At 74.1% G+C, this 24624-nt stretch carries 21 protein-coding genes; 15 read left to right on the forward strand and 6 right to left on the reverse strand.

The genetic code is table 11. The annotated features are described in order from the left end of the window. Positions 1 to 9: 9 nt before the first annotated feature. Genes AB0P06_RS01780 through AB0P06_RS01795 form a run of 4 tightly spaced genes read right to left on the reverse strand, consistent with a single transcriptional unit; the run spans position 10 to position 5163 of the window. Entirely contained in the window at positions 10 to 273 is a 264-nt protein-coding gene (locus tag AB0P06_RS01780) for an acyl carrier protein (protein WP_363604266.1), read from the reverse strand. Continuing rightward, positions 270 to 1286, reverse strand: a complete 1017-nt coding sequence (locus AB0P06_RS01785) for a pyridoxal-phosphate dependent enzyme (protein WP_363604267.1) — start codon at positions 1284 to 1286, stop codon at positions 270 to 272. The genes AB0P06_RS01780 and AB0P06_RS01785 overlap by 4 nt, the downstream gene beginning before the upstream one ends. Continuing rightward, on the reverse strand, positions 1283 to 2794 hold the full coding sequence (locus tag AB0P06_RS01790; RefSeq protein ID WP_363604268.1) for an amino acid adenylation domain-containing protein: 1512 nt from the start codon (positions 2792 to 2794) through the stop codon (positions 1283 to 1285). The genes AB0P06_RS01785 and AB0P06_RS01790 overlap by 4 nt, the downstream gene beginning before the upstream one ends. Further along, complete coding sequence (locus tag AB0P06_RS01795; protein ID WP_363604269.1) at positions 2794 to 5163, reverse strand: lantibiotic dehydratase; 2370 nt, start codon at positions 5161 to 5163, stop codon at positions 2794 to 2796. Before AB0P06_RS01795 ends, AB0P06_RS01790 begins: the two co-directional genes overlap by 1 nt. Before the next feature lie 239 nt (positions 5164 to 5402). Here AB0P06_RS01795 and AB0P06_RS01800 point away from each other — a divergent pair, with 239 nt between their 5' ends. The 12 genes from AB0P06_RS01800 to AB0P06_RS01855 all read left to right on the forward strand — a co-directional run bounded on the left by AB0P06_RS01800 (position 5403) and on the right by AB0P06_RS01855 (position 15967). Next, positions 5403 to 5618 (forward strand): MbtH family NRPS accessory protein, encoded by a 216-nt coding sequence (locus AB0P06_RS01800; protein ID WP_363604271.1) that lies wholly within the window; start codon positions 5403 to 5405, stop codon positions 5616 to 5618. Positions 5619 to 5782: 164 nt separating this feature from the next. Then, positions 5783 to 6217, forward strand: a complete 435-nt coding sequence (locus AB0P06_RS01805; RefSeq protein ID WP_363604272.1) for a PPOX class F420-dependent oxidoreductase — start codon at positions 5783 to 5785, stop codon at positions 6215 to 6217. Positions 6218 to 6373: 156 nt separating this feature from the next. Then, positions 6374 to 7102, forward strand: a complete 729-nt coding sequence (locus AB0P06_RS01810) for a DUF5995 family protein (protein ID WP_363604273.1) — start codon at positions 6374 to 6376, stop codon at positions 7100 to 7102. A 331-nt stretch (positions 7103 to 7433) separates the two neighbouring features. Further along, positions 7434 to 8021 carry a lytic polysaccharide monooxygenase gene (locus AB0P06_RS01815; RefSeq protein WP_363604275.1) on the forward strand — a complete coding sequence of 196 codons (588 nt, stop codon included), beginning with the start codon at positions 7434 to 7436 and terminating at the stop codon, positions 8019 to 8021. A 131-nt stretch (positions 8022 to 8152) separates the two neighbouring features. Beyond that, positions 8153 to 8836, forward strand: a complete 684-nt coding sequence (locus tag AB0P06_RS01820) for a hypothetical protein (protein WP_363604276.1) — start codon at positions 8153 to 8155, stop codon at positions 8834 to 8836. Between the two features lie 121 nt (positions 8837 to 8957). Continuing rightward, positions 8958 to 9818 carry a hypothetical protein gene (locus AB0P06_RS01825; RefSeq protein ID WP_363604277.1) on the forward strand — a complete coding sequence of 287 codons (861 nt, stop codon included), beginning with the start codon at positions 8958 to 8960 and terminating at the stop codon, positions 9816 to 9818. A gap of 240 nt (positions 9819 to 10058) precedes the next feature. Beyond that, entirely contained in the window at positions 10059 to 11480 is a 1422-nt protein-coding gene (locus AB0P06_RS01830; RefSeq protein WP_363604279.1) for an MFS transporter, read from the forward strand. A 147-nt stretch (positions 11481 to 11627) separates the two neighbouring features. Further along, positions 11628 to 11927 (forward strand): hypothetical protein, encoded by a 300-nt coding sequence (locus AB0P06_RS01835; protein WP_363604281.1) that lies wholly within the window; start codon positions 11628 to 11630, stop codon positions 11925 to 11927. Beyond that, positions 11924 to 12871: an acyl-ACP desaturase gene (locus AB0P06_RS01840; RefSeq protein ID WP_363604282.1), complete on the forward strand. Its 948-nt coding sequence runs from the start codon at positions 11924 to 11926 to the stop codon at positions 12869 to 12871. The genes AB0P06_RS01835 and AB0P06_RS01840 overlap by 4 nt, the downstream gene beginning before the upstream one ends. Positions 12872 to 13011: 140 nt before the next feature. After that, the gene (locus AB0P06_RS01845) at positions 13012 to 13416 is read left to right on the forward strand and encodes an acyl-CoA thioesterase (protein WP_363604284.1); all 405 of its coding nucleotides are present in this window, start codon (positions 13012 to 13014) and stop codon (positions 13414 to 13416) included. Positions 13417 to 13482: 66 nt separating this feature from the next. Further along, complete coding sequence (locus AB0P06_RS01850; RefSeq protein ID WP_363604286.1) at positions 13483 to 15087, forward strand: AMP-binding protein; 1605 nt, start codon at positions 13483 to 13485, stop codon at positions 15085 to 15087. A 211-nt stretch (positions 15088 to 15298) separates the two neighbouring features. Continuing rightward, the gene (locus AB0P06_RS01855) at positions 15299 to 15967 is read left to right on the forward strand and encodes an enoyl-CoA hydratase-related protein (protein ID WP_363604287.1); all 669 of its coding nucleotides are present in this window, start codon (positions 15299 to 15301) and stop codon (positions 15965 to 15967) included. 246 nt (positions 15968 to 16213) lie between these two features. Here the strand turns inward: AB0P06_RS01855 and AB0P06_RS01860 are convergent, their stop codons facing one another. Then, entirely contained in the window at positions 16214 to 16543 is a 330-nt protein-coding gene (locus AB0P06_RS01860; protein ID WP_363604289.1) for a hypothetical protein, read from the reverse strand. A gap of 406 nt (positions 16544 to 16949) precedes the next feature. On the opposite strand from AB0P06_RS01860, the gene AB0P06_RS01865 reads away from it, so the two are divergent. The 3 genes from AB0P06_RS01865 to AB0P06_RS01875 all read left to right on the forward strand — a co-directional run bounded on the left by AB0P06_RS01865 (position 16950) and on the right by AB0P06_RS01875 (position 22886). Next, a complete protein-coding gene (locus AB0P06_RS01865; RefSeq protein WP_363604291.1) occupies positions 16950 to 17984 on the forward strand; it encodes a hypothetical protein in 1035 nt (344 codons plus the stop codon). Positions 17985 to 18102: 118 nt separating this feature from the next. Then, on the forward strand, positions 18103 to 19962 hold the full coding sequence (locus AB0P06_RS01870) for an HSP90 family protein (protein ID WP_363604292.1): 1860 nt from the start codon (positions 18103 to 18105) through the stop codon (positions 19960 to 19962). Continuing rightward, a complete protein-coding gene (locus AB0P06_RS01875) occupies positions 19962 to 22886 on the forward strand; it encodes a hypothetical protein (RefSeq protein WP_363604294.1) in 2925 nt (974 codons plus the stop codon). The genes AB0P06_RS01870 and AB0P06_RS01875 overlap by 1 nt, the downstream gene beginning before the upstream one ends. A 192-nt stretch (positions 22887 to 23078) precedes the next feature. Here the strand turns inward: AB0P06_RS01875 and AB0P06_RS01880 are convergent, their stop codons facing one another. After that, complete coding sequence (locus tag AB0P06_RS01880; RefSeq protein ID WP_363604295.1) at positions 23079 to 24416, reverse strand: carbohydrate-binding protein; 1338 nt, start codon at positions 24414 to 24416, stop codon at positions 23079 to 23081. Between the last annotated feature and the right edge of the window lie 208 nt (positions 24417 to 24624).

Genomic DNA, 24624 nt, shown 5'->3' on the forward strand with positions numbered 1-24624 from the left:
GCGGGCTCCTCAGGACTGGGCGAAGTCGGCGTCGACGACGGCGGCGAGGTCGGCGGGCGAGGGGTAGGCGAAGACCAGGGCGACCGGGACCTCCACGCCCAGCGCCTCGCGCAGCCGGCCGGTGATCTGGAAGGCGCTCAGCGAGTCGCCGCCGGCCTCGTAGAAGTCGCTGTCCCGGTCGAGGCGGGCCGCGCCCAGGGTCTCCCGGTAGACGGCGACCAGCAGGTCCTCGGTGCTGACGGCGGTGCCGGCCGGGGTGGTGGCGGTGCTCATGAGATCTCCTTCAGGCGGGAATCGAGGGGGGTGACGTGATGGGAATCCGGGTGGGAACCGGTAGGCGGATCGCGGTGCGCGCCGGGGTGGGAGCGGGCCGCCGCGGCGCTCAGGGCCGCGGCGGTGTTGCCGCCGGAGACGATGGCGACGGCGCGGCCCCGGTGGCCCGCGACCAGCACCCCGGCCAGCGCGACGGCGCCGCTGGGCTCGGCCTCGATCCCGTACCGGCCCAGCAGGGCGGCCGCGGCGAGGATGTCGGTGTCGTCCACCGCGACCAGGTCGTCGACCCGGTCCCGGATGATCGGGTAGGTCACCGCGCCGGGCTGCTGCCCGCGCAGCCCGTCGGCGACGGTGCTGCTCGGCGGCAGCCGCACCGGGCGGCCCGCGGCCAGCGAACGGGCGTAGCGCGCGGCGGCGGCGGGCTCGACGCCCACCACCCGCACCGGGTGGCCCTGGGCGGCCAGACAGACGCCGGCCAGCAGCCCGCCGCCGCCGGTGGGGACGTAGACGGTGTCCAGGTCGGGCGCCTGCGTCAGGATCTCGCCGCCCACCGTGCCCTGGCCGGCCACCACCAGCGCGTCGTCGGAGGAGGGCACGAACACCGCGCCGGTCTCCCGGGCCAGCGACCGGGCCCGCTCCTCCCGCTCGGCCACACCGCCGGCCACCGCGAGGGTGTGTGCGCCGAGGGCCTGGATCAGGGCCGCCTTGGCCGGGTTGGCACCGGCCGCCATGACGACGGTCAGCCGGATTCCGAGCCCGGCGGCGAGCCCGGCCAGCGCGATGCCGTGGTTGCCGGAGGAGCCGGTGACGATGCGCCGGGCCCCCAGCGCGAGGACGGCGTTGGCCGCGCCGCGCAGCTTGAACGAGCCGCCGTACTGCAGGTGTTCGGCCTTGAGCAGCAGCCCGGGCAGCACCGGCGGCGCCGGCAGCAGCGGGGTGCGCAGGACGTGCCCGGCGATCCGTTCGGCGGCGGCCCCGACGTCGGCCGGGCCGAGACCGGTGGCGGTGGTCATGCGGTGCCTCCCACGGGGGTGAGGGCGCGGCGGTCGGCCTTGCCGCCGCGGGTGGTGGGCAGTTCGGCCAGCCGGACGAAGCGGCGCGGCATCAGATGCGGCGGCAGGGTGCGGCCCAGGTGGGCGCGGAGCGCGGCGTCGGTGGTCTCCGCCAGTTCGCCGGTGACATGGGCGACCAGGTACACCCGGCCCTGCTCGTCGCTGGGCGCGGTGACCACCGCCCCCGCCACCCCGGGGTGGGTCAGCAGCGCGCCCTCGACCTCGGCCGGGTCCACCCGGTAGCCGCGGATCTTCACCTGGCGGTCGCCGCGGCCCAGGTAGCGCAGGCCGTCCGGCCCCGCCGTGGCGAGGTCCCCGGTGCGGTACAGCCGGCTGCCGGGCGGGCCCAGCGGGTCCGGGACGAAGCGCTCGGCCGTCCTGGCGGGCTGCCCCCGGTAGCCGCGCGCCACCCCCGTCCCGCCGATGCACACCTCGCCGACGGCCCCCTCGGGCACCGGCGCCAGGGCGTCGTCGAGCAGCCGTACCACCACCCCGTCGATGGGCGTGCCCACCAGGTCGGCGGTGGTGTCCGGCTCCGGCGGCACGGCGTAGCGGGTGGACGTCATGGTGCACTCGGTCGGGCCGTACTGGTTGACCAGGGCGCCGTCGACCAGCGACCGGCCGCCGGCGGTCAGGAAGGGCCGCAGCGACTCGCCGCTGGAGACCACCAGGCGGACCCCGGCGAGCAGCCGCCGCGGCTCCGGCTGCCCGGCCAGGAAGGCGAGGAAGGAGGGCGTGACGCTCAGCAGCGTGTTCACGCCGTGGGCGCGGACGGCCTCGCCGAACGGCTCGGGCCGCAGCAGCCGCGCCCTGGGGACGATCACCAGCCGGCCGCCGGCCAGCAGCGGGGCGAAGGTGTCCCGGACGGACGCGTCGTAGCCGAGCGGCGCGACCTGGAGGGCGGTGGTGTCCGGGCCGAGGCCGTAGTCGCGGGCGACGAAGCGCAGATAGGAGTCCAGGCCGCGGTGCTCGATCAGGACGGCACTGGGCTCGCCGGTGCTCCCGGAGGTGTGGCTGACGTAGGCGAGGGTGTCGGGCCCGGGCGCGGGGAACCCGCCGGGGGCGGCTGCCCCGGGGGAGAGCCGGTCCAGCCGGTCCAGCAGCAACGGCCGCCCGGGGACGGGCAGTTCGAGGCGTTCGGCCAGGCCGGAGGTGGTCAGCAGCAGATCGGCCTGCCCGCTGCGGACCAGTGCGGCCAGCCGGGCCGGCGGCTGCTCGACGTCCAGGGCGAGGAACGCCGCCCCCGCCCGCACCACGGCGGCGACGGCCGCCACGGCGTCGGCGCCGCGCTCGACCGCGACCGCGCAGACCACCTCGGGGCCGGCCCCGCGGGCGCGCAGGGCGGCTGCCAGGGTGTCGATCCGGGAGACGAGTCCGGCGTAGCTGAGGTCGCCCTCGGGGGTGCTGAGCGCCACCCGCCCCGGGTGCCGGGCGGCGTGCGCGGCGAGGTCGTCGACGAAGGTGCGCATCACGCCCCCTCGGGGGTGGCGGCGTCGGTGCCGGTGCCGGTGGCCTCGGTGACGCTCCGGTCCACGGCGACGAACCGCAGCTCGGAGGTGTAGCCGTCGCCCTCGTCGTCGGTCAGCCAGGCCTGCTCCGGCGTCGGCAGCATCTCGCTGATCTTCAGCCGGGCCGACGGGTCCTTGCGGGCCAGCCGGCGGGCGGCCTTGGCGAGGATGGTCAGATAGACCGGGCTGTCGAAGTCGACGTAGAACGGCCGGGGTTCGGCCGGCGAGACGACGAACACGAACCGGGGCAGGTCGTGCTCCCGCTGCCAGTGCCGGGCCCGGACGAAGCGCCCGGCCTCGGTCTTCTCCTCGGCGAAGGCGAGGCCGGCCACCGGGAACGTCCAGGTCTCCCGTGCCACGACCATCTTGTCGATGGTGATCCGGGGCGTGTGGTCGCCCTCGGGCCGCAGGGTGAAGCGGTCCATCACCCGCTGGGTGAGCGTGTTGGCGTAGGCGTCCAGCAGCGGGAACTCCGCGCCGTCCGGCAGCACCGCGACCAGCCGCCCGTCCCGCTCCTCGACCAGGACGTCGCCGCTCAGCACGGTACGCGGCCGGTGCGGGTCGCCGGTCTGGTCGACCAGGGCGACGTAGTAGTCCTGCGGCCGGTCCAGCGAGGGCCGGCTGCGCGCCGACCACTTCAGCGGCAGCTCCTTGGCCAGCATCGGCAGCAGCCGCGGCCCGGGGAAGTCCCGGGTGGTCTCGGCGACCAGCTCGGCCCGGTCGGGGTGCTGGTGGACGAAGAGCGAGGCGCCCATGGTGTTCAGCGCGCAGTGCATCTCGCCCAGCACCAGCTCGAACTCGCCGCGCGCCACCGCCTCCTGGTCCTCGGCCAGCACCAGCACGTCCGGGCTGAAGTAGCGGGCCAGCGACCAGCCGGCGCCGGGCTCGCCGAACTCCGCCGCCACCCGGTCGGCGAGGTCCGCCGCGGCGAACCGGACCGTGCGCGCGCCCTCGGGCACCGCCAGGATCCGGGCCCACTTGGCGCGCAGCTCGGCCTGGACGGCGGCGATGTCCGCCGCCGCCTCCGGGTGCGGGGAGGGCAGGCACTCCAGCCACATCGAGCCGAGGTCCACCGGCCCGCCGGCCGCGCGCAGCCGCTCGTACACCGCGCGGATCCGGGCGCCGACGGCCTCGGCGAACCGGTTGGTCATCCAGCGCGCCGCGGTCAGGCAGAGCTCCAGCGGCGCCAGTTCCCCGAGGACGGCGGTGCCGAGGGTGGCCGTCGCCGCGCGTCGGGCGTCGGAGTAGACCAGCCCGCGGCACGGCGCCGTCCGCTCGCCCTTGGCCCGCTGGGCGTCGGTCGCGGTCAGCGCGGCGAAGTCCGCCTCCAGTGCGGCGATCGCCCCGGTGAGGGCGTCCGCGTCCGTCCCGGCGGTCTGCACCGCGTCGCGCCCGCGCTCCAGCACGGCCAGCTTCGCCAGCGCGCGCTCGCGCGGCTCCCGGTCGCCGACGCGCTCCAGGACGGCCCGCAGCGCGCGCTCCGGGAAGGTGTCGGCCGGTACGTCGAGGCGCCAGTGCACCCACCGCTTCCCGGCCAGCCACCGGACGGTCTCGGTGGCCTCCGCCACCCCGGTCCCGACCGCCCCGGCGATCGCGGCCACCGTCCGGGTGCCGTCGCACAGTTCCAGCACGGCCCGGGCCGCCTCGGTGATCTCCTGCGGCGGCCGGCCCGGCAGCCGGACGGCGCCGTCCACCACCCGGACGAACGACACCCGGTAGGGCGGGATCCAGGTCAGCAGCGCCTCGTCCTCGGCGAGCGCCTTGGCCAGCGCGTCGATCGCCCAACTCGCGAAGTACACCCGGGAGTCGGCGAGGAAGCCGGTGCCGGGATCGACGGTGACGCCGCGGCTCGCGAGGTCCCAGCGGCCCCAGCCGACCGGGCCGAAGAAGCCGATGGTGTCGTTCTTGACGCAGAACCGCTGCCAGTAGTGGGCGACGAGTTCCTCGCGCTGGCGGGGCATGCTGGTGCGGCCCGCGGCGGTGGGCGTCCAGTTCAGGAACGGCGCGATGCCGGTACGGAGCACGGCCGGGTTCTGCCAGGCCACCGCCGCCCGGAAGCGCGGCAGGGCGGCGATCTCCTGGAGCAGCTCGGCGGTGTGCACGGCGGCGGTGTCGAAGGCCGCGCCGAAGGCCTGCCACTCCGGGCCCGCCAGGGCGTCCTGCGGGCCGAACTTGTCGGCGGCCAGGCCGAGTCCGGCCGGCGCCAGGCGCAGCACCCCCTCGGCCGGGAAGCCGGGGCCGCGCAGCGCGAAGTGCTCCCACAGCCGCCACCCCCCGGCGGGCAACTGCACGTTCACCGGGACGTGCTCCTTCTCCGGGACGTCCGACATGGCGGAACTCCTTCCAGGGGGTTCGGCGGGTTTGGGCGCCTGCTACGGATCGGCCCGGGCCCGTCCGATCCGTGAGACGCGCCCTCTGGCAGCACACTGCCGGGCCGGGCACCGCACCCACCAGAGAAGAACCGGCAGCGACGCGCGCCGCTCCCGCCGCGTGTTTGCCCCTGGGCCCGCCCGGCCGGCCCAGGGCACGCTGGGCTCGCAGACGAGCGAGTACAGGAGGACACACAACGATGAGCGACACCGACACCGACGGGACCGGCTACCTGGTCGTGCGCAACGACGAGGACCAGTTCTCCATCTGGAAGACGGACCGCGAACTGCCCAGCGGCTGGCACCCCGAGGGCACCACCGGCACCCGGGAGGAGTGCCTCGACCACATCGGCCGGATCTGGACGGACATGCGTCCGCTCAGCCTGCGCCGGCGGATGGCGGAGGCCGGCGCCTGAACGGAGGCCACGTCCGGGCGGAGGCGGTCTCGCGGGGCCGGGTCCTTCGGGGCCCGGCCCCGCGCCGTCGTGCGGCCGTCGCGGTGGCTTTCCACGGCGTGCCCCGGCTCCGACGCGGGCCCCGGCTCCGCATGGTGTGGGCCGGCGTCGGGCAGGCTGGGCGCATGGTCGAAATCTCGAAGGACGTGCGCGCACGGCTCGAAGCGGGCCACATCTGGTACGTCGCCACGGTCAACGCCGACGGCTCACCGCACGTGAGCCCGATGTGGGTGGGGACCGAAGGGGACCTGGTGCTGTTCAACACCTCGGTGGGCCGTGTCAAGGAGCGCAACCTGCGCCGCGATCCGCGGGTCTGTCTCTCCCACGCGGACGCGGCCGACCCCTACGACCGGGTGCAGATCCGGGGCCGGGTGGTCCGCTTCGTCGAAGGGCCGGAGGCGGACCGGAACATGGACCACCTCGCCGGGGTCTACCTCGGGGCCGACCACTACGAGTGGATCGTGCCCGGCGAGCGGCGGGTCGTCGTCCTGGTCGAGCCGTCGCGGATCCGCCGGGTGGTGGGCGTCGAGCCGTTCCCGCCGGGCGCCGTGCCGTCCTGAGCCGGGCGGCGGGGCGGTCCCGGGCGCGGCGTGGTGGGGCGGTTCGGGTGATGCCGGGCGGTGTCCGCGCAGCGCGGCCTTTCGTGGTGGCGGGCGGTGTGTATACGTGGCAGGCGAGCCGAACGCCGCTCGCCCGTCACCACGGAAGGAACAGGTATGACCCACTCGCAGATCCGGGCCGCGCGGAGCGTCGAGGAGGTCATCGAGCGGATGCGGGCGATCGAGGCCAGGCTGGACCCGCGGGACGGCGTGGCCTGCTTCAACCGTATGTACCTGCGGGTGACCGAACTCGTCGGCCGGAACCTGCGGGCGGGCACCTTCCAGGACCAGACGTTCGTCGAGCGCCTGGACGTGATCTTCGCCAACCTCTACTTCGACACCGTGGACGCCGCCGAGGCCGGCCGGCAGCCGAACGAGGCCTGGCAGCCGCTGTACGACGCCCGCGCCGACCGGACCGTCTGGCCGATCCAGTTCGCCTTCGCCGGGATGAACGCCCACATCAGCCACGACCTCCCGCTGGCGCTCGTCACCACCTGCATCGAATGCCGCACCACGCCCGAGACCCCGCCCGTCCACGCCGACTATCTGACGGTCAACGACCTGCTCGCCCAGGCCGAGGCCGAGGTCCGGGCCTCCTTCGAGGCCGAGATCGGGAAGGTCGCCACCCGGGCCGCCGAACCGCTGAAGCACATCGTCGGCAGCTTCGGCATGGTCCGGGCCAATGACGCCGCCTGGGCCACCGCACAGGCCCTGTGGCACGAGCGCAACCTGCGCCCGTTCTACGACGCCACCCTGACGGCCGGCACCGCCGGCGCGGCCCTGGCCGGGCGGATGCTCGTCACCCCTGTCGTGGCGCCGGTCGGGCAGTCCGGCGGGAGCGACTGACCGAGCCCGAGCCCGAGTCCGAGCCGGAGTTCGAGTCCGAGCCCGAGTCCACGACCGATGGCCCCGGCCCCGTGCAGCGGGCGCTGTCGGTGAATACGGAGTCCTGATCACGTCGCCCCGCCGGGCAGCTGTTCGGCGGGGCGACGTCGTGCGAAGCGGGCCGGGAGCAGAGCCGGAAATGGTTCAGACCATTGACGGCCCGGGTGGCGGATTCTACGGTGTGGGCACCGACCTGGCGCAGGCATGCCAACGATCTCCGGAGGCCGCCGCACCCCCACGCGCGCGCGTCTGTGTCCGGCGCACTCTCCATCCACCCCCACGGAGGAGCATCATGCGCAAACGTCATCTCGCCGGCGCGGCCGTCGCCGCGATCGCGATACCGCTCACGCTGGCCCTGCCGGCGCAGTCGCACGGCTTCATCAACCTGCCGCCCAGCCGGTCCGCGCTCTGCGGCGCGGGCGTCGTCACCAACTGCGGCGACATCCAGTGGGAGCCGCAGAGCGTCGAGGGGCCGAAGGGCTTCCCCGGCCGGGGCCCGGCCGACGGCACCATCTGCGCCGGCGGAGACGCGCGATGGGCCCCGCTGGACGCCCCGCGCAACGGCAACTGGCCGACCACCCAGGTGACGGCGGGTCAGCAGCTCACCTTCACCTGGAACATCGAGGCCAGGCACGCCACCACCACGTTCAAGTACTACCTCACCAAGCCCGGCTACGACGCCACCCAGAAGATCACGCGGGCCGGTCTGGACCTGACCCCGTTCCTGACCGTCGCCTACAACGGCCGACAGCCCGCCGCCACGACCACCCACACCGCGACCGTTCCCAGCGGCCGCACCGGACACCAGGTGGTGGTGGCGGTCTGGGAGATAGCCGACACGGACAACTCCTTCTACTCCTGCACCGACGTCCGGTTCTGACCGGAGCGCGGGGCTGACGTCGTCGTCGGCCCCGTCGTCCCGCCGCCCTGCCGCCCCTGCTGGCCGGGGGCGGCAGGGCGGCGCGGGCGGTGGGGTGACACGCCCCGGCCCGGTGCGGAAGGATTCGTCGGGTGAGTACCCCGTTCATGGAGCACGGCCAGCACCCCGCCACCTGGGTGGGCGCGGCGATTCCGAGACCGCTGATGGTCGCGCTGGAGAAGCGCGGCGGTATCCCGCACGCCGTGCGAGGGGAGATCGGCCGTCAGATCGAGGGCGGTGTCGCGCCGCAGCGGCTGCGTGACCGTGTCGAGCGGCGCTGGTTCCTGCGCTACTCGCACCTGACCGGCGAGGCCCTGCTGTCGCGGGCCGACGACATCGCCCTGGAGCTGGTTCTGCCGCCGCAGTGCCCGCGCGGGGCGTGCGAGGACGGCTGGCTGCTCGACGACTCGGGGAGCTGCCCGGAGTGCCTGCCCAACGCGACGGTGGTCGACGTGGCGGACAACCTCTCCCACGGCCGGCAGGCGGGACCGGAGACGTACCGGCGTGCCGCCGCGTCCGTGCGGGCGCAGCTGCGCAGCGGGCACCGGTCGCTGCACGCGGCGGAGGAGCGGGCCCGGGCGGAGCGGGACGAGCACGGGCGCCGTGTCCCGGTGACGATGCGGTGCGCCGGCTGCCAGGAGACCGTCGTGCCGGCGCTGCGCTGGCAGGGGCGACCGTACTGCCGTCCGTGCCTGGGTTCGTGCCGGGGCTGCTCGGCGATCCAGCCGGTGGTGATGCTGAGCGAGGAGCACCTCTGCGCCGACTGCGGCGCCTGAACCCGACCGGCCCGGATCGGGGCTGAGCTCCGGGGGTGTTCTCGCCGGGGAGGGGTTCCCGTCCGCCGGCCGGGGTGGGCTGGCTATCTTGATGGTCCACTGACACGAGAGGGAGCGGGCGATGGGGACGATCAGTCGGAGGGTGGCCGCGGTGGCGGCGGCGGGGGTTCTGCTGGGTGTCCTGACCGCCTGCGGGTCCGGAGGGTCCGGTTCGTCCCAGGACACGGCGAAGGCGGCGGCGGGCGGTGCGTCCGCCACGAGCGCGTCCGCCGGTACGAACGGCGGGGCCGGGGCGGCGGCTTCGCCCTCGGCCGCTGCGGGCGGGACCACCGCCGGAGCGGCCGACGGCGGGACGCCCGCGCCCGGGGCGAGCGCGCCGGCCGCCGGAACGGGTGGCGCCGGTACGGGCGGTGCCGGTACGGGCGGTGCCGGTACGGGCGGTGGTGCCCAGCCGGCCGCCGGGGCCGACCTGGACACGCCGCTGCTCGACGACAAGCTCGTCCTGCAACTGCTGCCCGATCAGAAGGCGATGACCGGCTGGGAGGAGGAGAAGCGCCGGGTGGACACCGCGGACCACACCCTGACCTGCACCGGCGCCGAACCGTGCGGCGGCAAGCCGCTCAGCGGGACGGCCCGGTTCTCCTCCGGCGACGTGACGGTGCGCTTCGCCGTCGACACCCTGCCGAGCAAGGCCGCCGCCAAGGACAAGCTCAAGGAGGCGTACGCGGGCTTCGGCGGCGAGCAGTACAAGCCGATCGACCTGGCCGCCCTCGGCAGCGAAAGCCGTTCGTTCCGGGGTCAGTTGGCCGGTCGCGAGGGCGTCGGAATCGTGCTGCGGGCCGGTACGGTGGTCGCCACCGTGACGACCGAGGGCGAGCCCGTCGATCCCCAGGTGACGCAGCGCCTCGCCGTGCTGTTCGTCCAGCGCATCGAGCAGGCCCAGGCGGGCCGGACCCCGGACGCCGCCCTCGGCGCGGCCTGAGCCGGCCTTCCCCGGCGTGTGCCGGACGCCGAACGCCCCTGCCGACGGCCTCGCCGTCCCTCGCGCCTGAACCGGTGCGAGCAGTGGTGCGGCAGCCGTATCGGCATGAGGCCGACGGTCCATCAGGCATGGGCATTGGACGGGACGGTGGGGATTGACACTGGCGGGTAACAAAGCGCATGGTGATCGGGCCCACCGGTGTGCGCCCGTCCGCCCGTCCGCCGAGGGAAGGACGCATGCATGGCCGACCTGCCCGTCGGCTCCGACAAGAGCCTTGACATCGTGGCGAGTTCACCCGGAAGGCCGCCCGTCGGACTGGTGCTGCTCTGCTGCCTGGGGGCGTTCGTGGCCTTTCTGGACAGCACCATCGTGAACGTGGCGTTCCCGAACATCGCCAAGACCTTCTCCGGCTCCGACCTGCCCACCCTCTCCTGGGTGCTCAACGGCTACAACGTGGTGATCGCGGCCTTCCTGATGCCCGCCGGCCGGGCGGCCGACCGGCTGGGCTGCCGGCGGGCCTTCGCCGTCGGCCTGACCGCCTTCACCCTCGCCTCGGTGGTCTGCGGGGCCGCGGGCTCGGCGGCGGTGCTGATCGCGGCCCGGCTGGTGCAGGCGGTGGGTGCCGCGATCCTGGTGCCGACCTCACTCGCCCTGCTGATGCCGATGTTCCCGATGGCGCGGCGGCTGATCGCGATCACCATCTGGGGCGCGGCGGCGGCGCTGGCCGCCGGGATCGGCCCCGGCCTCGGCGGACTGCTCGCCGAACACTGGTCCTGGCGGGCGGTCTTCCTGGTGAACCTCCCGATCGGGACCGTCGCCGTGTGGGCTTCCCGGCGTCTCACCGAGCAGCGTGAACCCCGTGGCCCGACCCCGGACGTGCTGGGCGCGGCCCTGCTCGGCGCCGCGCTCGGCCTGCTCGCCCTGGGGCTGGTCAAGGGCCCGGACTGGGGGTGGACGAGTGCGGGCACCCTCGGCTCGCTGGCCGTGGGCGCGCTGTTGGCGGTCGCGGCGGTGGCCCGCAGCGCCCGCCACCCGGCGCCGGTGATCTCGCTCGACCTGCTCCGCTCGCGCAGCGCCGTCGGCGGCAACATCGGCTCGATGCTCTTCTCGGTCACCTTCTACGCCGTCATCCTGAACAACATCCTCTTCCTGACCGGGCATTGGCACTGGTCGCTGATCGCGGCGGGCCTGGCCACCACGCCGCCGCCGATCGCCACGGCGCTGATCGCCCGGCCGGCGACCCGGTTCGCGGACCGGTTCGGGGACCGCCCGGTGGTCGTCGCCGGCTGCCTGATCTACATCGCCGGCACCCTGCTGCTGCTCTGGGGCGGCGGACGGAGCCCCGACTTCCTCACCCACTGGCTGCCCGGGGCGGCGGTGATGGGCCTCGGGGCCGGCCTGGTCTGGCCGGTGCTCGGCGCGGTGGCCCTGGCCGGGGTCGAGCCCGCCCGGCTGGCCACCGCGAGCGCGGCCAACGCGGCCTTCCGGCAGCTCGGCGCGGTGCTCGGGACGGCCCTCGCGGTGTCCATCGTGACCTCCTCCGCGGCCGACGTGCTGGGCGGGGCCCGCACCACCTGGTATCTGGCGATCGGCTTCGCGCTCGCCGTCGCGGTGCTCACCGCCCTGACCGTCCGCCGCGGTGCCCGGCCGGCACCCGCATAGCGGCCGGGAGGAGGGCGGTCACCAACCCCTGTGTAGGAGAAAGGGGTTGATCCGGCATGCCTGGATATTTTGACTGATGAACCGTCAGTTATTATGTAACTTGGATCACTTGGCTGTTCCGGTTACCAGCCAGTATGGTTCTGAGCCATGGTGACGCCCGAAGTTGAGTCCTACATCCGGCAGAAATTCGGCGAGCACGCCGGCCTCGCGGACGACGAGGTTTTCGCCGACGACGTGACGCTGGCCGCGGTGATCGGCCGCAGCCCGAAGATGACCAACAGCATCGACCTCATGGAGGCGTTCGCCCGGACGGCCAACGGCCTCCGCAAGGACTACGGCGTGCGGGTGCGGCTGCCTTCCCTGCCCCTCGACACCCCGACCACCACGGTGCTGCAGGTCTTCCTGGCGGAGTTCGAGAAGCAGAAGGCCAAGGAGGAGGCCGCGTGAGCATCAGCGAGGCGGACACCGCCGTTCCGGTCATCCGAAAGCCGATCGTCTCCAGCGTGTCGCCGGCCATCATCACCGACCTCTGGGACGCGCTGACCGTCCGCAGGATGTCCCTGGTCGACGTGGTCTGGGAGCAGCAGCGGCTGCACGAGTCCCGCCGGTGGAGCGTCGTCGAGCTGCTGTCCGCCGTCGACCTGGACAGCCTCGCCCCGCTCGACCGCAACCTGGTCTGGAACGCCGGCCGGGCCGAACTCACCACCAAGCCCGGCGCGGACCGGCTGGAGCGCCAGGCCGAGGCCGAGGTGCGCCGCTGGGAGAGGACCAACCCGGCGCTCGCGGCGGTCATGGAGGCCTGCGGCACCTGGAGCCGGTACTGGAACGAGGAGGAGGCCCACCACGAGACGGTCTTCAACCGGCTGGCCGACGTCAGCGGGATGGAACCGATCGACGACGAGACCTTCCTGGCGTTCCGCAAGGTGTTCCCGGACGACGACATGCTGCGCACCCTGGTGCTGCTCGCGATCTCCGAGATCACCGCCGCGGTCAACTACGGCCAGTGCCAGCACGTGATCCAGGACGAGGGCCTGCGCCGCATCTTCAAGCAGGTCGCCGCCGACGAGATCCAGCACCGCAACTACTTCGTGTCGTTCGCGAAGGCGTTGGTGGACAGCGGCGAGTACCCCGCCAAGGACGCCTTCGCGGTGGCCCACCTCTTCCTCCGCGAGGACGGCGAACTCCAGGGCAGCGCCCGGGACCAGAAGGAGGACCGGGGCACCCACGTCAACTGGTGGGACCACCTCGACACGGCCGACACCGGCTACCGGCCCGAGGCGCTGGAGAAGAAGGAGCAGCTGGTCTGCGGCGCCCTGAAGAAGATCACCGGAATCGAGGTCCACTCCCGCGAGGAGGTCGAGGACACCTGGATGGACCTCCTCGACAACTGACGTGGCCGCGGCCCCGGTTGTCGCGGTCCCGGTTGTCGCGGCCCCGCCCGCGGGGCGCCGGCGGGGTATCCGGCCGGCCAGGATTCTTTCGGCACGAGCAAAACGGACGGTCCGACGTGTTCTTCGGCGAAACACGCCTCATGCTCCCGGTGCGCCCCAACGACCTCGACGCGCTGGGGCACGTCAACAACGCGGTCGCCCTCGAGTACCTGGAGGCCGGGCGGTGGGACTGGCTCGGCGGACAGGGTCTCGTCCACGGCGACCGAGTGATCGCGGTGGTCGCCCGTACCGAGATCGACTACCGGGCGGAGATCCCGCGCGGCCGGGTCGAGGTCCGGACCGCCCTGGAGTCGCCCTCGGTGGAGGAATGGGACGAGGACGGCCTCACCTTCCGCGCCCGGTTCCGCCAGCGGATCCACCTGCCCGAGGCCGGCGGCTCCGGCGACCCGGCGGTGGACGCGCTGGTGACGGTGGCCTTCCTGGACGCCGGGAAGCGGTGCCTGGTGTCCCTGCAGGACTTCATCGCCGCTTCCGCCAAATCCTGATGGATCATCAACAGCTGTGCGGTGCAGGCGCGATGTGCGCACTGACGGAGGAGTGGGAGGGGTCAGGTGCTCGAGTACATCCAGCGCAACCAGGAGTGCCCGCCCGAGCGGGGGCTCTATCTGTACGACAAGTTCGACGACCTGCCGGAGTTCACGGCCTACCGGGACTTCCCCGAACAGGTCGCCGCCTACGCGGACTTCTTCCGTGAGCAGGGGATCGAGCCCGGCACCCGGGTGGTCTTCCCGTACGAGACCTCCCTGCCGGTGATCCTCGCGTTCCTGGGGCTGATGGAGCTCGGTGCCGTCCCGCTCTCGGTCAAGCCGTTCGTGCTGAACACGCCCAGGGACGGCTATCAGGAGTTCCTGGCCCGGATCGCGGCGGACTTCGGCGCGGCCCGGATCCTGGCCGTGCCGACCCTGGCCGCCGTCGACCCGCCGGCGGACGTGCTGCCGCTGCCGCTGCCACCGGCCGGGATCCGCAAGGCCGGTGCCCGACTGCGGACGCCGGGGGCGGACGAGCCGGCGTTCGTGCAGTTCTCCTCCGGGTCGACGTCCTTCCCCAAGGGCGTCCCGGTCACCCAGGGGCGGCTGCGCGCCAACCTCGCCATGATCACCCGTACCGACGGGCGCCGGCCCGAGGAGCGGGTCAGCAGCTGGTTGCCGCTCTACCACGACATGGGTCTGGTCGGCGGCATGCTGTCCTGCTTCGCGGCCGGCTGCGACCTGCTGCTCGCCGAGCCGGTGACCTTCCTGTTCGACGCCCGCGGCTGGTGGGAGCACCTGGGGCGGGAGCGGGCCATCGGCACGGTGATCCCGAACTTCGCCGTGGACTACTCGCTGAAGCTGATGGAGGGCCTGGACGAGGAGGAGATCGCCGCGATCGACGTCTCCGGGATCCGGTCGGTCTACCTGGGCAGCGAGCCCATCAACCTGCCGAACCTGGAGGCCTTCCTGGACCTGATGGCACCGGCGGGCCTGCGGCGGGACGTCTTCATGCCCTGCTACGGCATGGCCGAGGCGGTGCTGCTGGTGGCGAGCAGGCCGGTGGGCGGCGAGATCCGGGTGGTGGACTCGCCGTCCGGTGTGCCGGCGATCTCGGTGGGCCCGCCGATGGCGGAGTTCGCCGTCCGGCTGCGGGGCGAGGACGGGCGGCTCTGCGGGGAGTGCGAGCTCGGCGAGATCGAACTGGCCGGTGGCAGCCTGGCCGAGGCCTACTTCGACCGGTCGCACCCGATCCGGGGCGCGGACGGCTACTACGCCACCGGTGACATCGGCTTCCTCGACGGCGGGGAGCTGTTCATCACCGGCCGGATCAGCGACCGGATCAAAGTCGGCGGCCGCAGCCTGTTCGCCGCCGACTTCGAACAGGCCCTGGAGCGGCTGCCGTTCGTCCGCGAGGGCCGGACGGCCGTCGCCCAGATCGGCACCGGCATCGTCGTCCTGGCCGAGGTGGACCGCGAGGCCCGCGAGGACATACCGGGCAGCCGGGCGCGGATCGTCGAGTATCTGGCGGGCGCGATCGGCGTCACCGTGCGGGCCGAGGACGTGCACTACCTCAAGCCCGGACAGCTGCCGCGCACCAGCAGCGGCAAGCTCCAGCGGCGCGCCATCGTGGCCGCGTACGAGCAGGGGCGGCTGGAGGGGCTGACCCTGACCGGGTCGGCGGGCTGACACCGGGGTTCGGGGCTGCGGGGTGCTGGGCGGGCAATGGCCGACGGATGGCAAGTGACAGGTTTCAGATAACAGATTTCGAAATCTGTTATCTGTTATCTGAAGCCTGTCACCTGTTGCCGCCGCCCGTCGTCCACCCCCCGCCGTCCCCGGCGCTTCACCGTCCGTGCCGTGGGGCACGGACGCCACCATCACGCGACAGGAGTGACGCATGCCGAAGCTGGAGCGGGACGGCGAGGTCTTCGTCCTGCATCTCGACGCCGACGACGAGAACCGGTTCCACCCCGACCGGCTCACGGTGCTGGAGGCCGCGTTCGACGAGGTGGAGGCCGCGTCGGGCCCGAGGGCGCTGGTCACGGCGGGCAGCGGCAAGTTCTGGTCGAACGGACTGGACCTCGACTGGCTGCTGAACAACGGCGACCGGTTCGCCGCCTACCTCGACCGGGTGCACGCGCTGCTCGCCCGCACGCTGGCCTCGCCGGTCGTCACCGTCGCCGCTCTGAACGGGCACACCTTCGCCGCCGGGGCGATGTGGGCGCTGGCCCACGACAGCCGGGTGATGCGGGTGGACCGCGGCTACTTCTGTCTGCCCGAGGTGGATCTCGACCTGTCCTTCCAGCGGGGCATGTCGGACCTGATCCGGGCGCGGCTCGCTCCGCAGGTCGCGCACGAGGCGATGACCACCGGCCGCCGCTACGGCGGCGCCGAGGCGCTCGCGGCCGGGATCGTCGAGGAGGTCGCCGACGAGGCCGGGCTGCTGGCCGCCGCCGTCGAGCGGGCCCGGGCGCTGGCCGGCAAGACCCGTCCGGCGCGCGGCCAGATCAAGGAGATGCTGTACTCCGAGACCCTCGCGTCGCTGCGCACCCCGACCGTGGTGTGACGACGCTTCGGGCAGAGCGCGTCGAGCCCCGGGCCACCGTACGAGCGCCAGTGGTCCGGGGCTTCGGCTCGCTCGGCTCGCCGTCGGCGGGTGTCCGTGTCGGCATCCGGAGCCGGCGCCGGAGTGCCGTGACGCCTTGAGGCCACCCCGGCCGCACCCAGGCCGCGCCCGGTACGCCCGTCGGTCGGAGCCCTCGCCGCGCCCGCCGCAACTGCGTTCACCTGCGGGGAGGTTGGGGTTTCGGCCTCAGCGACAGGTGGGCAACTCGGGCAGGCCCAGCGCCAACCAGGAGTCGGCCTCGCAGTGTCGAAGCCGCCATCCCTCCAACGTCCCACCCGCCTCGGCCAGTTCGACGCATGAGGCGCGCAGTGCGGCCTCGGCCTCCAGCAGGCAGCCGGCCGTCACGAACACCACCGCGTCCACCGAGTCCGCCGTCACCCGGATCCGGGCGTGGTCGAGTCGGGCCGGCCCCCGGAGCCCGCGCTCCAGCCCGTCCCGCACGGCCGGCGCCGCCACCGGACCGCCGGGCCGCGGCCGCCCATCCGGAGTGTCCAGATGGATGCGAATCGCGTACATGCTCCACAGAGTGACGGATCGCCGGCCCGGCCGGTCGCGCCCGCCGCCGTCACAAATCTGCCTGGCAGCAACATGTCACCGTAACGCGTGGGCGGGTGGCCTTCACTACCGTGGTCACGCGGCCGACCGGCTTGCCTCCCCGCACGGTTCGCGCACCGGGCCACCTGCGTCCCCCCGGGCCACCCGCTTTCCCCCGTCACGCCCCGGCCTCCTCCCCGCCACACCCCAGCCCCTTCCGCGATACCACCCGGCGGTATGCCCATCGGCGGTGACCTGGGCCGGAGCACCGGTCGGGAGGGCCGGGGCTGCCGGGCGGCGGGTCGGCGGCGCGTGATATGTACTGCGTCTGGGGTGGCCGGCGTGCGGCCATGCGAAAGATGCCAATGATGTTCGAGGGGGCCACACCATGCCGCTTTTCCGACGCCGCTCCGACGAGGACGCTCCGGAGGGTCGGTCCGGCCGGTGGGGGCTCGGATTCGGCAGACGGACCGCCTCCGGTACCACCGCCCGCGGCACCGTCGAGCCGGTGCTGGACCAGGCCCTCGGTGACGAGGAGCTGCGGCTGATGCTGGCCCAGGCGGCCGCGGGGGACTGGGTCGCGCTGGGCCCGGCGCTGGCCGCCGTCGAGGACGCCACCGAGCTGACCCGGATCCTGATCGCGCTGTCCGAGGTCGGCGGCGTCGAGGCGTGGACGGACAGGGCCGTCGCCGCCGAGCCCGGCGACGCGCTGCCGCTGCTGCTCTCCGGAGCCCGGCACGTCTCCTGGGCGTGGGAGGCCCGCACCCGGGCCCGGGCCGCCCATGTGACGGAGGAGCAGTGGAAGCTGTTCCACCAGCGGCTGGAGACCGCCGAGGAGCAGCTGTTCGAGGTGGCCGAGCGCGAGCCGAGCTGGCTCGCCCCCTGGTACTTCCTGCAGATCAGCGCCCGCGGCGCCTCGCTCGGCCGGGACGTCGCCCGGTACCGGTTCGAGGCCGCGCTGCGCCGCCACCCCGAGCACCTGGCCTCGCACAAGCAGCGGCTCCAGCAGCTGTGCGCCAAGTGGGGCGGCTCGCACGACCAGATGCACGAGTTCGCCCGCGCCTCGATGCTCGCCGCACCCGAGGGCAGCCCGCTCGGCGAGCTGGTCGCCCTCGCGCACCTGGAGCGCTGGCTGGACCTCGCGGACGGCGAGGACCACGCCTACCTCACCAGCCCGGCCGTCCGGGCCGAACTGCACGAGGCGGCCCGGCGGTCCGTCCTGCACCCGGCGTACCCGCGTCCGCGCGGCTGGCAGAGCGCCTACAACACCTTCGCGATGGCCTTCTCGCTCGCCGACGAGCGGGAGACGGCGCACACCCTGTTCGAAGCGCTCGACGGGGCCGTCACCGACTCGCCCTGGGACTACCTGGCCGGCGACCCCGTGGCCAACTTCCGCGCCCACCGCGACCGGTGTGCCCGCTAGGACCGCCACCCGAGCTGCCCGACCTGGTACCGCCCGCCCGAGGCCGCACCCCGGCCCCGTCCCGAACGCCTGCACACCCCCGAACACCTCCACACCCACGCGAGCGAAAGAGCCTCCGGTGTCCCCATCCGAGAACCCGACGAGTGCGCACACCTTCCAGGTGGACCTGCGCGGCCTGGTGGACCTGCTCTCCCACCACCTCTACTCCAGCCCCCGGGTCTACCTGCGTGAACTCCTGCAGAACGCGGTGGACGCGATCTCCGCCCGGCAGGCGCTCGACCCGGCCGCGCCCGCCCGGATCACCGTCGTGGCCGGCGACGACCTGACCGTCACCGACACCGGCATCGGCCTCACCGAGGCCGACGTCCACACCTTCCTCGCCACCATCGGCCGCAGCTCCAAGCGCGACGCCGAGGGCCGCCTCGACGGCGCGGGGCTGGCCCGGGCCCGGGGCGACTTCATCGGCCAGTTCGGTATCGGCCTGCTGGCCTGCTTCGTGGTGGCCGACGAGATCACCGTCGTCACCCGCTCCGCCGCCACCCCGGACGCCCCCGTCATCGAGTGGCGCGGCGGCTCCGACGGCCGCTACACCATCCGCACCCTGCCGCCGGAGGCCAAGCCCGAGCCCGGCACCACCGTCCGGCTGGCGCCGCGCGCCGACGCCGCCGAGTGGACCCGCTCCGACCGGGTCCTCGCGCTCGCCCGGGACTTCGGCAGCCTGCTGCGCCACGAGGTGACCGTGGTGGACGCCCGCGGCACCGCCACGCCCGTCAACCGGACGCCGCCGTGGGCCGACCGACACGGCTCCCCGCTGGCCCGCCGCGACGCGCTGGCCGAGTACTGCCGTGCCACCTTCGACTTCACCCCGCTGGACACCATCGAGCTGGACCTCCCGCTGGTCGGCCTGCGCGGCGTCGCCTACGTCCTGCCGGACGCCGCCCCGCCGTCCCGCCGCTCCGGCCACCGGGTCCACCTCAAGGGCATGCTGCTCTCCGACCAGGCCGACGAACTCCTGCCCGAGTGGGCGTTCTTCGTCCGCTGCGTGGTCGACACCGACAGCCTGCGCCCCACCGCCTCCCGCGAGGGCCTCTACGCCGACGAGACGCTCGCCGCCGTCCGGGACGCGCTCGGCGCGCGCATCCGCGACTGGCTCACCGGCCTGTCCGCCAGCGACCCGGCGCTGCTGCACCGCTTCATCGGCGTGCACCACCTCGCCGTCAAGGAACTGGCCCGCTACGACGACGAACTGCTGCGGATGCTGCTGCCGTGGCTGCCGTTCGAGACCACCGACGGCAACGTCACGCTCGACGAGTTCGCCCGCGCCCACCCGGTCGTCCTGGTCACCCGCACCGTCGAGGAGTTCCGCCAGGTCGCCCCGATCGCCGGCGCGGCCGGCCTCGGCGTCGTCAACGGCGGCTACACCTACGACCGCGACCTCGTCCACCGGCTGCCCGAGATCCGGCCCGGCACCTCGGTGGCCGACCTCGACCCGGGGACGGTCACCGCGCACCTGGACACCGTCGACCCGGCCGCCGAACTCGCCGCCTCGGCCTTCCTCACCATCGCCCGCGAGGTGGTCGGCCGCTTCGACTGCGACGTCGCCCTGCGCAGCTTCCACCCCACCAGCGCCCCGGCGCTGCTGCTGGACAACCGCGAGGCCCGGCACGAGCGCACCCGCGCCCAGCTCGCCGAGGAGGCGGACGGGCTCTGGGCCGACATCCTGGGTTCGCTGCGCGCCGAGGTGCCCCGCGCCCAGCTGGTGCTCAACCACCTCAACCCGCTGGTGCGCCGGGCCGCGTCCATCACCAGCCGCGAACTCGCCGTCACCGCCGTCGAGGCCCTGTACGGCCAGGCGGTGCTGCTCACCCGCCGCCCGCTGCGGTCGAGCGAGAGCGCCCTGCTCAACCGGTCGTTCATCAGCCTGCTCGACCACGCCATGCTCGGCCACGAGTCGGCCGGCCCGCAGAAGGAGTCGTAATGCTGGACACCACCGACGCGGTGATGGCCGCCCTGCGGGAGAACGACGCCCGCCCGTACGGCCGCGTGCGGACCGTCACCGCCGAGGAGATCGTCGACGCCGCCGAGCAGTTCGACGACACCGGGGTGCGCTCGATGGCGCTGCTGGAGCTGATGGAGGCGTACGAGTACGACGGCGAGCGCAGCAAGGCCCCGGTGGTCTTCGCCCGGGTGCTGAAGCTCTGGGACACCGATCCGGACGGCTTCGGCGACTGGGCCCGCCACCAGGTGTTCTGGCGCTTCAAGTGGGTGGCCACCGCGCTGATCGGCACGCCCGACGTCCCGCTGGCGGCCGTCCGCCGCTGGCACACCGAGATGCGCGAGCGCTACCGCGCCGCCGGGTACGGCCTCCAGCCTTACTACGCCCAGCGCTTCCACCTCGCCGCGCACACCGGCGTGGACGCCGAGGACGCCTTCGAGCTGTGGGCCGCCCGCCCGCGTACCGAGCTGAGCGACTGCCACGCCTGCGAGATCCGCTCCCAGGCCGCCCACCACCTGCGCGCCGGGGACGACCGGCGGGCGCTGGAGGCCTGGCGGCCGGTCTTCGCCGGCGAGAGCACCTGCGCCGAGGAGCCGTACCTCAGCCACGCCTACGCGCTGCTGCCGCTGCTGCGTCAGGGCCGGCTGGACGAGGCGCGCTCCAGCCACCTGGTCGGCTACCGCTTCGCCCGGGGCAAGTCCGGCATGGCGCGGGCGGTCGGCCTGCACGTGGAGTTCTGCGCGCTGTCCGGCAACGAGCCGCGCGGGCTGGAGATCCTCTCCGAGAACCGCGACCTGTTCGACGTGACCGGCGACCCGATCGGCCGGCTCGACTTCCTCACCGGCGTCGAGGTGCTGATCGCCGGTCTGGTCCGGCGCGGCCACGGCGAGCTCACCGTCAGCGGCCCGCCCGGGGTCTCCTGGACGGTCGACTCGCTGCTGGCCCACCTGCGCACCGAGGCGGACGCGCTGGCGGCCCGCTTCGACGCCCGCAACGGCACCGACGCGGTGGGCGCGCGCCGCCGGGCCCGGCTGGAGCGGGAGCCGCTGCTCGCCGAGCCGCTCGCCCTCGGGGTGCGGGCCGCCGCCTCGCCCGAGCTGGCGGGAGCCCCGGCCGTCACGTCCGCGCCCGCACCGCGCCGCGAGACCGAGCCGGAGCCCGAGGACTTCGCCGCCCTGGTGGTAAGGGCCCGTGAGCTGGACGTCCTCGGCCACCCGGACGCGGACCGGCTCTGGCGGAGCGTCACCGCGCGCTTCACCGCCGAGGACTACGTCCACACGGAGGGCACCGAGGCCGGCCCGGCCGGGCTGCTGCGCGCGGAGATCGCCGAGCAGCGGGCCCACACCGCGCTGGACCGGGACGACTTCGCCGCCGGCAAGGCCGGACTGCTGGAGGCCGCCGAGCTGTTCGAGCAGGAGGGGCTGCTCGGCCAGGCCCTGGTGGTGCGCACCCGCACCCTGGTGGTCGAGCTCGGCGACGTCGAGGGCGTGACGGTGGACTGGCCCGCCCTGGACGCGGCCCTGCACCGCGCCGAGGAACTGCTGGCCGACGAGAACGGTCTGGCCGCGGACGACTATCTGATCGTCCTCCAGTGCCGGGCCTTCGCCGCCCACCACGACCTGGTGCGGTCGCTGCCGGAGCCACCGGCCGAGGCCGTCGAGCGCTTCGAGACGGCCGTCGCCGCGTACCGGCGGGAGAGCGCCGAGCGCGGCTCGGCCCGGCGCGCCGCCACCGCCCACCAGTACAGCGCGGACGCGGCGGCCCGGCAGGGCCGGCTGGCCGAGGCCGCGGCCGAGCTGCGGCGGACCCTGGAGCAGCTGGACGCCGCCGAACTGCCCTGGCAGACACCGCGGGTGCTCGGTCTGCTGGGCCAGGTGCTGCTCCAGAGCGGCGAGTCCGCCGAGGCCGTGACGGTCCTCCACCGGGCCCTGGCCGAGGCCACCCGGTGGGCGGACGACTCCTACCCGTTCGCGCCGACGTACATGATGCTCGGCCACGCGAGCGCGCACCTCGGGGACACGGGCGCGGCCGTCCGGGCGCTGTCCGAGGCCGCCGAGCGGTACGACCGCAAGGGTGCGGCGGGCGCCGAGGAGGCGGCCCAGGTCCGGCTGCAACTCGCCGACCAGCTGCGGGAGAGCGGCCGGGCGGCCGACGCGGTCGCCGTCCTGGAGTCGGTGCTGCACGACGCCGGCGCGGCGGAGCTGGACGAGCGGATGCTGGCGCAGGTCCGGCTGGACCTCGCCCGGGGGCTGTTCGCGCTGGAGGAGTTCCGGGACTCGGCGGAGGAGTACCTGCGGCTCGCCGACCTCGTCGCGGGCTGGGAGGACCAGCAGACCCACACCGTGGTCGCCTGCGAGGCGACCGTCGCGCTGGTCGAGGCGGGCCGCTGGGAGGCCGCGCACGCCGCCCGCGAACGCGCCCTCGCCGCCCACGCCAAGGCGCCGCGCGCCGACCAGATGGCCGCCACGCTCCGGGAGTTCGCCCGGCTCACCATGCACGCGGAGGGCCCCGACGGGCTGGACTCGGCGCTGGAGCGCCTCGTCGAGGCCGACGCCGTGCGGGCGCGGGCCGAGGAGGAGGGCCAGCCGTTCACCGCCTGGCACCAGAGCGGCGCCGCCCACTTCGAACGGGCCCGGGTCTACGCCGTCGCCGGCCGTCACGAGGAGGCGCTGGCCTCGGCTGACCTCGCGATCATCGCCTACGAGGCGGGCGGCGCCGAGGCGGAACTGCCGCGGGCCGAGGCGGTCCGGGTCGCCGCGCTGATCGAGGGCACCGACCTCGGCCGCGTCGACGCCGCCCGGGCCAGGCTCGGCACCGCCATCGAGCGCTGCCGCCGGGCCGACCTCGGGGAGGCGGCCGGCATCCTGGCCAACCTGCGCGACCGGCTCGCCGATTCGCCGTCCTGAGCCGGTTTCCCGTGGCCGTCCCTGCGACCGTTTCCGAGCCCGTGCCGCGGTTTCGCCACCCGGGAATGCGGCACGGCCGCGCGGGGGGTTCGCCCGGTCATGAGAATCGGAGAGATCGATGTGCTGCCCGTCCACGACGCCGTCGGGGTGGAGGTGGCCCGGGAGATCCCCCTCGCACGCGGTTCCGGCCGCTCAGCAGGGGCCGTCGTCGGACCAGACGCCCCACTGGCCACTGGCGGACGGGTTCTCGTTCAGCGTCCACCACTTGGCGTGGTACTCGTGGCTGTTGTAGGAGACCTTGCTGCCGGTGGTGTAGGTGGTGGCGGCGCTCCACGCCGGGTCGGCGCAGGTGCCCGGGCTGGTCGGCGGCGGGCTGGTGGGCGGGGTGCTCGGGCTGGTGGGCGGGGTGCTCGGGCTGGTGGGCGGGGTCGCGCCGGCGAACTTCACGGTGTACTTGGTGAAGTCCCAGTCGTTCTGCGCCACGCTGGAGCAGGAACCGGAGAGCCCGGGGTCGACCGGGCCGGGGCACTGGCGGTCGCGGTTGACGGACCAGTAGGTGTACCGGGCCAGCTTGTGCGCGGTGGCGAAGTCGAGCACGGTCTGGAAGTCCGCCTGCCGGAAGTACTCGGCGGCGTCGGTGCGGCCGTTCATCAGTGAAACGCCCTCGTGCGCGTAGGCGTTGGCCTCCGTCCAGCCGAAGGTGGTCTGGAGGATCTGGTTGAACTTGACCAGCGCGTCGGTCTGCGCGGACGCGCCGTTGAAGCCGCCGTCGAACGGCATGATCGAGTAGTTGTCGGGCGTGAAGCCCTGCGACTTGGCCTCGTTGAGCATCTGCTGGCCGAACCAGCCGGTGCCCGCGCTGGTGCCGGCGGTGGTGATCGAGATGTACAGGCCCGGGTTGTTCTGCTGGAGGATCCGGGCGGCGCCGATCTCGTTGTGGATGGCGGCGGAGTTCTCGTACTCCGGCTCCTCCAGGTCGATGTCGATCGCCTTGAGCTGGTACTTGGTGATCACCTTCTGGTACCCGGCGGCGGTCGCCTCGGGCGTGCCGCAGCCCTGGCCGAGCTTGTTGCCGCCGTAGCCGCCGACCGACACCGAGACGTCGCCGCCCTTGGCGCGGATGGTCTGGATCACGGCGGGCATGGTGGTGTCGGTGTCGATCGAGGAGGTGCCGCCCCAGGCCGGGCTACAGCCGCCCTTGTCCAGGATGAAGGCCAGCTGGAAGGCCTTCTGCCCGGTGGCGTCCATCACCGCCGCAGCGTCCGGCGGGCTGTTGTCCTCGGGCATGAGGTACGGCGCGGACGCGTACCAGTTGCTGCCCAGCCCGGTACCCGCGTCGGCGGGCCCGGCCGCGGCCAGCGCCGCCCCGGTCCCGGCGAGCGCGGCGAGCCCGCCGGCCACCAGCCCGAGCACCCCGGCGACGGCCACGGCGGTCCGCCGCCCGCTCCGGCGCCGTCCGGGCCCGGTCCGCTCGGGGGTCTGCTGTCCGAACAGCTGGGGATTCCGCTGTGGGGGAAGAGCGCGTTCCATCGGAAACCTCTCCAGGAAACGGCAGGGGAAGGCCCACCCGCGCCAACTGTGGGGGCGGCGCGCCGGGCTCAACAACCCACTGGCGGGCCGTACTTGCCGTGGGTCCTCACTGGTATAGACCTGTCCGGAAACCGCCGTCAACCCCGTCTTGGTCAAGACCCGCCGTCCCCCCCCGGCCGCCGGGGCCCCGGCGTGCGGCCTGCGGTGC

The organism is Kitasatospora sp. NPDC088351 (assembly GCF_040685575.1).
In the GTDB taxonomy this organism is placed as follows: Bacteria; Actinomycetota; Actinomycetes; order Streptomycetales; family Streptomycetaceae; genus Kitasatospora.